We start from the raw sequence: 7697 nt of genomic DNA on the forward strand, positions 1-7697 counted from the left end.
CGGGACTCCGGGACTCCGGGACTCCGGGACTCCGGGACTCCGGGACTCCGGGACTCCGGCAGGCTAGCGCCGGTAGTGGGTAACGGTGTCGACCATCGCGGCAACTCGCTCGGGGTCGATCCCCGGATGGACACCGTGGCCCAGATTGAAAATGTGCCCGGTATCGCGATCGAAGCCGTCCAGCACACGCTGGGTCTCCTCGCGCACCACCGCCTCCGGTGCGTAGAGCACCGACGGGTCGAGGTTGCCCTGCAGCGCCACGCGGTCGCCAACCCGGCGGCTGGCCTCGCCGATTTCGATGGTCCAGTCCAGCCCGAGGACATCTGCCCCGGTGTCGGCCATCGTCTCGAGCCACGCTCCGCCGCCCTTGGTGAACAGCGTCACCGGTACACGGCGGGCGTCGCTCTCGCGGATCAGCCCGTCGACGATGCGCTGCATGTACGCCAGCGAGAATTCGCGATAGGCCCTCGGGGTAAGCGAGCCACCCCAGGTGTCGAAGATCATCACCGACTGGGCACCGGCGCGGATCTGCGCGTTCAGGTAATCCGTCACTGCGGTGGCCACTTTCTGTAGCAGGGCGTGCATTGCCTGCGGCTCGCCGTACATCAGCCGCTTGGTCTCGGCGAAGTCGCGCGAACCCTGCCCCTCGACCATGTAGGTCGCCAGGGTCCACGGGCTGCCGGCAAAGCCGATCAGCGGGACCTCACCGTCCAGTTCGCGGCGAATCAGGCGCACCGCGTCCATCACGTAGCGAAGCTCCTGCTCGGGATCCGGCACCGGGAGGTTTTCGATCGCCCCCAGCGTGCGCACCGGCTCGCGAAAGCGCGGGCCCTCGCCGGTCTCGAAATACAGGCCGAGCCCCATCGCATCCGGAATGGTCAGGATGTCGGAGAACAGGATCGCCGCATCCAGCGGGAACCGGCGCAGTGGCTGCATGGTGACTTCGCAGGCCAGTTCCGGGTTCTGGCACAGGCTCATGAAGCTGCCGGCCTGGGCGCGGGTCTCGCGGTACTCCGGCAGGTAGCGCCCGGCCTGGCGCATGATCCAGATCGGCGGGCGATCCACCGGCTCGCGCAACTGGGCCCGCAGGAGACGATCGTTCTTCAGGGTCTGGGACATTGAAAGGCTCAAACGCCGAGGTATTCGAGGATGCCTTCGGCGGCCTCACGGCCCTCGAAGACGGCGGTGACCACCAGGTCGGACCCGCGCACCATGTCGCCCCCGGCAAACACCTTCGGATTGCCGGTCTGGAACGCGTGGTCGCCGGCGGTCTGCACGCGCCCCCCCTCGTCGATGCCGATCTTGTAGTCGGCGAACCAGTCGGAGGGCGACGGGCGGAAGCCAAAGGCAATCAGCACCCGGTCGGCCGGGATCACGTGCTCGGAGCCTGGGACCGGCTCGGGGCGGCGGCGGCCGCGTTCGTCCGGGGCACCCATCTGAGTGCGCACGACCTTCACGCCCTCGACCTTGTCGTCGCCGACGATCTCCACCGGCTGCACGTTGAATTCGAAGTGCACGCCCTCTTCACGCGCATGCACGACCTCCTTGCGCGAACCCGGCATGTTATCTTCGTCGCGACGGTAGGCGCAGGTCACCGACGCCGCACCCTGGCGGATCGAGGTGCGGTTGCAGTCCATCGCGGTGTCGCCGCCACCCAGCACGACCACGCGCTGACCGGCCATGTCGATGAACGCGCCGCCGTCTTCCTGCGGCCATCCCATCACCTGACGGACATTGGAGACCAGGAACGGCAGGGCCGGATACACGCCCGGCAGATCCTCGCCCGGGAAGCCACCCTGCATCGCGGTGTAGGTGCCCATGCCGAGGAACACGGAATCGTATTCCTCCAGCAGGGCGTCCATCGCGATATCGCGGCCGATCTCGGTATTCAGGCGGAACTCGACGCCCATGCCCTCTAGGATCTCGCGGCGGGTGCGAATCACGTGCTTCTCGAGCTTGAATGGCGGGATGCCGAAGGTCAGCAGGCCGCCGATCTCCGGGTAGCGGTCATACACCACCGCCTGCACACCGTTGCGTGCCAGGATGTCGGCGCAGCCAAGCCCCGCGGGACCGGCGCCAATCACCGCGACACGCTTGCCGGTCGGGGTGACGTCCGACAGATCCGGCCGCCAGCCGGCTTTCAAAGCCTCGTCGGTGATGTACTTCTCGACCGAGCCGATGGTGACCGCGCCGAAGCCGTCGTTCAGGGTGCAGGCACCCTCGCACAGGCGATCCTGCGGGCACACGCGGCCGCAGACCTCGGGCAGGGAGTTGGTCTTGTGCGACAGCTCGGCGGCCGCAAAGAGGTTGCCCTCCTCCACCAGCTTCAGCCAGTTCGGGATGAAGTTGTGAACCGGGCACTTCCATTCGCAATAGGGATTGCCGCAAGCGAGGCAGCGCCCGGCCTGCTGCCCGGCGGTCGCCGGATCGAACTGACCGATGATCTCGCCGAACTCGTGGATCCGGATCTCGGCGGGGGTCTTCTGGGGGTCCTGGCGCGGAAGGTCCAGGAACTGCATCGGATTGGAAGCCATGGATCACTCGCTCCGGCGAACTCTCGCAGGCGCGGACGCCACGGGTTCCCCGTTGTTGCGTTCAGGTTAGGAGGGCTTTACGGCCAACCGGGCAGGCCGGTCAAGAATTCCCCAGCGCGGACCGGACCTTCTGACTCACCTGCCCCATGTCGGCGCGGCCAAACACCCGCGGCTTGAGCACACCCATCACCTTGCCCATGTCACCGGGGGCGGCGGCGCCGGTCTCGGCGATCGCTTCCTGCACCAGCTGATCGAGGGCCGCCGCGTCCAGCGGCTCGGGCATGTAGTTCTCAATAATGACGATCTCGGCGGCCTCGCGGTCAGCGAGGTCGTCACGCCCGCCCTTCTGGTACTGATCGATGGAATCGCGCCGCTGCTTGAGCATGCGGTTGAGGATCGCCAGCACGGTGTCGTCATCGGCCTCGCGTCGCTCGTCAACCTCGAACTGCGACACCTCGGCCTGAATCATGCGCAAGGCGGCCAGGCGGTCCTTTTCCCGGGCCCGCATGGCCTGCTTCACGTCATCCTGCAACCGGGCCTTGAGCGACATCTTCGGGTCCTCGGGTCCGGGCAGCCACCCGGACGGGGGGTTCAGTACAGACGCACCCGCCGGGTCATATCGCGGGAGTTCTTCTTCAGCTGGCGCTTCACCGCGGCCGCGGCCTTGCGCTTGCGTTCGGTGGTCGGCTTTTCGTAGTACTCGCGGCGGCGGACTTCCGCGACCACGCCAGCCTTCTCGCAGGTGCGCTTGAAGCGGCGCAGGGCAACCTCGAAGGGCTCATTCTCACGAACTCGTACGTGCGGCATACAATCTCCGAAACGGATGCTGGATCATCTCGATCAAAAACAACAAAACTGGCCGCCAAACACTCCGGGCGACCATGCAGAACTCCCTATGGTAATCCAACCCGCAGCAATTGCAAAAGTCCGTGAAGCGATCCGCAGCGTGGGGGATGCCCCGCTTACGCCGCCGCCAACCCGCACGCTATGATGACGGGCATGGAAAGCCTCAATGTAGAACTGGGCGAACGCGCCTACCCGATCCACATCGGTCCGGGCATGCTGGCCGCCCCGGAATGGCTGCGTCCGGCGCTGGAGGGCCGGCGCGTCGCCGTGGTGACCAACACCACGGTCGGCCCGCTGTACGGCGAGGCCCTGCGGGCAACCCTGAGCCAGTGCGCCATCAGCGGCGAGCCGCTGTGGATCGAACTGCCCGACGGCGAGCAGCACAAGACCCTGGCCACCGTGGAGACCATCCTGACCCGGCTGCTGGAGGCCCGACTGGATCGCGGCAGCCGAATCGTCGCCCTGGGCGGGGGCGTCGTCGGCGATATCGCCGGGTTTGCCGCCGCGATCTACCAGCGCGGCATCGACTTCGTGCAGGTGCCGACCACCCTGCTCGCCCAGGTGGACTCGTCGGTGGGCGGCAAGACCGGGGTCAACCACCCGCTGGGCAAGAACATGATCGGGGCCTTCCATCAGCCACGTGCCGTCGTCATCGACACCGACACCCTGAAGACCCTGCCCGAACGCGAGCTGCAGGCGGGCCTGGCGGAGGTCATCAAGTACGGCCTGATCCGCGACGCCGAGTTCTTCGCCTGGCTGGAAGAGCACATCGACGCCCTGCGCGCCCTGGAGCCGGAGCCCCTGGCTTACGCCATCCGCCGCTCCTGCGCCTGCAAGGCGGAGATCGTCGCCGCCGACGAGCGCGAGGGTGGCATGCGCGCCCTGCTGAACCTGGGCCACACCTTCGGCCATGCGATCGAGGCCGGCATGGGCTACGGCGCCTGGCTGCACGGCGAGGCCGTGGGCACCGGCATGGCCATGGCCGCCCGCATGTCCGAGCGCATGGGCTGGCTGGACCGCGCCGGGCGCGGACGCGCCGAGGCCCTGATCCGCCGCGCCGGCCTCGCCCTGGAACCCCCGGCCGCGGTCACCCCGGAGCGCTTCCGCGAACTCATGGCCATCGACAAGAAGGTCGCCAGCGGGCGCCTGCGCCTGGTGCTGCTGCGCGGCATCGGCGAGGCCATCCTGACCGATCAATTCGACGAGACCGCGCTGGAGCACACCCTGCACGAGCATGCCCGTGTCGCCTGAAGCCACGGCCACCCCCAGCACGACCGCGCCGGGCCTGGCGCCCTGGGCCTGCGACCCGGCGCGGTCGCGCGGTCGCGCGCAGGCCGAGGCCGAACCCCGCCACCGCAGTGACTTCCAGCGCGACCGCGACCGCATCGTCCACTCCAGTGCCTTTCGCCGGCTGGAGTACAAGACCCAGGTCTTCATCAGCCACGAGGGCGACCTGTTCCGCAACCGCCTGACCCACTCGCTGGAGGTCGCCCAGATCGGGCGCTCGATCGCGCGCGCCCTGCGGCTGAACGAAGACCTGGTCGAGGCCATTGCCCTGGCTCATGATCTCGGCCACACGCCGTTCGGGCATGCTGGACAGCACGCGCTGAATGCCTGCATGCGCGAGCACGGCGGCTTCGAGCACAACCTGCAGTCCCTGCGCATCGTCGACCTACTGGAACGCCACTATGCCGATTTCAACGGCCTCAACCTGACCTACGAGACGCGCGAGGGCATCCTCAAGCACTGCTCGCCGGAGAAGGCCCGCCAGCTGGGCGAGATCGGCGTGCGCTTCCTGCAGAAGGAACAGCCGAGCCTGGAGGCCCAGCTCGCGAACGTGGCCGACGAAATCGCCTACAACAATCACGACGTCGACGACGGCCTGCGCTCCGGCCTGCTCACCATGGACGGCCTCGCCGAGGTCACCCTGTTTCGCGAATGCCGCGAGACGGTCCAGGCCCGTTATCCCGGGCTGGACCCACGGCGGACCCAGCACGAAACCGTGCGACGCATGATCGACGCCCTGGTCGGCGACCTGATTGAGGCCAGCCAGGCCGCGATCGACCAGCGCCGCCCGCAAAACCCCGACGACGTGCGCCGCACCGGCGAGCCGCTGATCCGGTTCAGCCCGGAAATGGCTGCACAGGCGCGCGAACTCAAGGGCTTCCTGCGCAAGAACCTCTACCATCACCACCAGGTACACGGGGTGATGCACAAGGCCCGCCAGTTGATCCACGACCTGTTTTCCGCGTTCGAGACAGACCCTCGCCTGATGCCCGAGAATTACCAGCGCCACGCCGAGGACATCGGCGCCCACGACCCGCATGGTGCGCAGCGGGCCGTCGCCGACTACATTGCCGGCATGACCGACCGCCACGCCATCCGCGAACACCACCGCCTGTTCGACCTGGGCACGCTGACCTGAGACCGAATCTGATGGCACTTTCCGAACAATGCCTGGAACAACTCGGCCTACACACACCGCCGTTTGACGACGCCCCCGACGAGACCTTCGTCTACAGCGACCCCCTGCTCGACGGCCTGCTGGAATCGGCCCGCGCGGCCCTGAACGGCCCCGGCGCGGTCGTGCTGATGACCGGCGAGAACGGATCCGGCCGCAGCCTCCAGTTGATGCGCCTCCTGGCCATGCTGCCCGATCCGTTCGAGCTGATCGCCTTCCGCGCCCGCATCAACACCCAGTTCGAGTCGGTGGACAACACCATTCGCAACTACCTGCGCTCGCAGAATGCGGACGATCCCGACCGCCCCCTGACCGAACTCCTGGCCGACCGCGTCGCCGAAGGGGTCGACCCGGTGATCGCGATGGACGACGCCCACCTGGTGGGCACCGACATCGTCAACAACCTGATGCGCATGCGCAGCGAGGTCCTCGCCAAGCACGGCCGCGCCCCGCGCATCGTCCTGGTCGGTTCCGGCGGCCTGCTGCGCCGGCGCCTCTACCTCCCCGACCCCGCCGACGAGGACCAGGTCACCCGCGTCAGCCTGCGCGCGTTCAACCTGGAGCAGACGGCGGCCTACCTGCGCCACCGGCTACAGGCGGCAGGCCTCGCCGACCCGGAGCGCCTGCTGGATGCGGACACCATTTACCACCTGCAGACGACCAGCCAGGGCCTGCCCGGCAACCTCAACCGCGAGGCCAACAGCTTCCTCGAGCGCCAGTGCCGCAGCGAACGCCGCGCCGGCGCCACAGCCGCCTCCAGCAGTACCGTTCCCGGCGTCGCCGCCGGCGAAGCTTCCGAGGCCGACACCGACGGCACCGCAGGGGGCGCGGCAGGCGAACCGCGAGCCGAAGAGGCCGTGTTCACCGCCTCCCCCGATACCGGACCAGAGGCGGCCGCCGAGCCGGCGATGCCCACCAGTCGTGATGCGGAGGACGACTTCACACCCGCGGCCGAGGCCCTCGCCTCGACCGCCCCCTCCGACACGCCGGAATCCGGCATTGCGACCGAACGCCAGGCGCGCGAACCGGGCGGCATCGACGCGGACAACCGCATCCCCGAACCTCCAGTGACGGAGAACGCGGCATTCTGGAACCAGCGCTGGTTCGTCCCGGCCGTGGCCATCACCGTGGCCCTGGGTATTGCCGCACCGGTGGTCTGGCAGCTACTGGAGGGCGATCCCGCGCCCGCCGACAGCGAGATCATCGAACTGCCCCTGCCCGAACCGCACGTCACCGAGGCCGAGCCGGAAACGCCCCCCGAAGCCGACCCGGAGCCGCCGCGCGACGACGAGCTTGCGCTTGGTGACCCGCTGGACCTGCCACCTCCGGCCGAGGCCGAATCGACCCCGGCGGAAGGCGACAGTCCGGACCCTGCTGCCCCCGACACGGGGCGCGAGCCCGAGCAGGCCGAGCCGGAGCCCGAGCCCGAACCGATTCCGGAACCCGACCCGACCTCCGAGCCCGAGCCCGAGCCCGAAGCTGCACCGGAACCTGCCGCCGAAGGGCTTGCCGCGGACGAGGCCGACGCCGAGCGCCTGCGCAGCGACCGCAACTGGCTTGACGATCAAGACAGTGGCGCCACGACCATCCAGCTGCTGGCCGCGCCGAACATGGCCGACGCGCGGGCCTATGCCGACCAGCACGAACTGGGCGGCATCCGCTACATCCCGACGCGGGTCAACGACCGTGACTTCGTGGTCATCCTCGCCGGGGTGTTCCCCGACCGGGCTGCCGCCCAGCGCGCCGCGGAAGACCTGCCGGAGGCCGTGCGCCGCGACCAACCCTGGATCCGCTCCATCGGCTCGGTCCAGAACGCAGTCCGCGACTAATCCCCAGGCAGCTTGTTCACCACGAAG

The 7697-nt window shown here is 68.5% G+C and carries 7 protein-coding genes; 3 read left to right on the forward strand and 4 right to left on the reverse strand.

Annotated features, from left to right (window positions below; all coding sequences use genetic code 11):
• Positions 1–63 precede the first annotated feature (63 nt).
• The 4 genes from hemE to rpsU form a co-directional block, all read right to left on the reverse strand.
• A complete protein-coding gene (gene hemE / locus ACESLR_RS08630; protein ID WP_373025437.1) occupies positions 64–1119 on the reverse strand; it encodes a uroporphyrinogen decarboxylase in 1056 nt (351 codons plus the stop codon).
• A gap of 8 nt (positions 1120–1127) precedes the next feature.
• Positions 1128–2534 (reverse strand): FAD-dependent oxidoreductase, encoded by a 1407-nt coding sequence (locus ACESLR_RS08635; protein ID WP_373025438.1) that lies wholly within the window; start codon positions 2532–2534, stop codon positions 1128–1130.
• A gap of 100 nt (positions 2535–2634) precedes the next feature.
• Positions 2635–3084, reverse strand: a complete 450-nt coding sequence (locus ACESLR_RS08640) for a GatB/YqeY domain-containing protein (RefSeq protein WP_373025439.1) — start codon at positions 3082–3084, stop codon at positions 2635–2637.
• 41 nt (positions 3085–3125) lie between these two features.
• Positions 3126–3341: a 30S ribosomal protein S21 gene (gene rpsU / locus ACESLR_RS08645; protein WP_012981683.1), complete on the reverse strand. Its 216-nt coding sequence runs from the start codon at positions 3339–3341 to the stop codon at positions 3126–3128.
• 180 nt (positions 3342–3521) lie between these two features.
• Between rpsU and aroB the strand changes: the two genes are divergently transcribed.
• The 3 genes from aroB to ACESLR_RS08660 are packed head-to-tail and all read left to right on the forward strand — an operon-like array spanning position 3522 to position 7670.
• Positions 3522–4631 carry a 3-dehydroquinate synthase gene (gene aroB, locus ACESLR_RS08650; RefSeq protein WP_373025440.1) on the forward strand — a complete coding sequence of 370 codons (1110 nt, stop codon included), beginning with the start codon at positions 3522–3524 and terminating at the stop codon, positions 4629–4631.
• Positions 4615–5805 carry a deoxyguanosinetriphosphate triphosphohydrolase gene (locus ACESLR_RS08655; protein ID WP_373025441.1) on the forward strand — a complete coding sequence of 397 codons (1191 nt, stop codon included), beginning with the start codon at positions 4615–4617 and terminating at the stop codon, positions 5803–5805. The genes aroB and ACESLR_RS08655 overlap by 17 nt, the downstream gene beginning before the upstream one ends.
• Before the next feature lie 11 nt (positions 5806–5816).
• Positions 5817–7670, forward strand: coding sequence for an SPOR domain-containing protein (locus tag ACESLR_RS08660; RefSeq protein ID WP_373054359.1), 1854 nt, complete (start codon positions 5817–5819; stop codon positions 7668–7670).
• The last annotated feature ends 27 nt before the right edge of the window (positions 7671–7697 follow it).

Origin of the sequence: Thioalkalivibrio sp. (assembly GCF_041685615.1) — a bacterium.
In the GTDB taxonomy this organism is placed as follows: domain Bacteria; phylum Pseudomonadota; class Gammaproteobacteria; order Ectothiorhodospirales; family Ectothiorhodospiraceae; genus Thioalkalivibrio.

What these genes read in the sequence shown, in the direction of transcription:
- hemE (WP_373025437.1), bottom strand. Translation starts at nt 1,119, where the DNA reads ATGTCCCAGACCCTGAAGAACGATCGTCTCCTGCGGGCCCAGTTGCGC.
- ACESLR_RS08635 (WP_373025438.1), bottom strand. Translation starts at nt 2,534, where the DNA reads ATGGCTTCCAATCCGATGCAGTTCCTGGACCTTCCGCGCCAGGACCCC.
- ACESLR_RS08640 (WP_373025439.1), bottom strand. Translation starts at nt 3,084, where the DNA reads ATGTCGCTCAAGGCCCGGTTGCAGGATGACGTGAAGCAGGCCATGCGG.
- rpsU (WP_012981683.1), bottom strand. Translation starts at nt 3,341, where the DNA reads ATGCCGCACGTACGAGTTCGTGAGAATGAGCCCTTCGAGGTTGCCCTG.
- aroB (WP_373025440.1), top strand. Translation starts at nt 3,522, where the DNA reads ATGATGACGGGCATGGAAAGCCTCAATGTAGAACTGGGCGAACGCGCC.
- ACESLR_RS08655 (WP_373025441.1), top strand. Translation starts at nt 4,615, where the DNA reads ATGCCCGTGTCGCCTGAAGCCACGGCCACCCCCAGCACGACCGCGCCG.
- ACESLR_RS08660 (WP_373054359.1), top strand. Translation starts at nt 5,817, where the DNA reads ATGGCACTTTCCGAACAATGCCTGGAACAACTCGGCCTACACACACCG.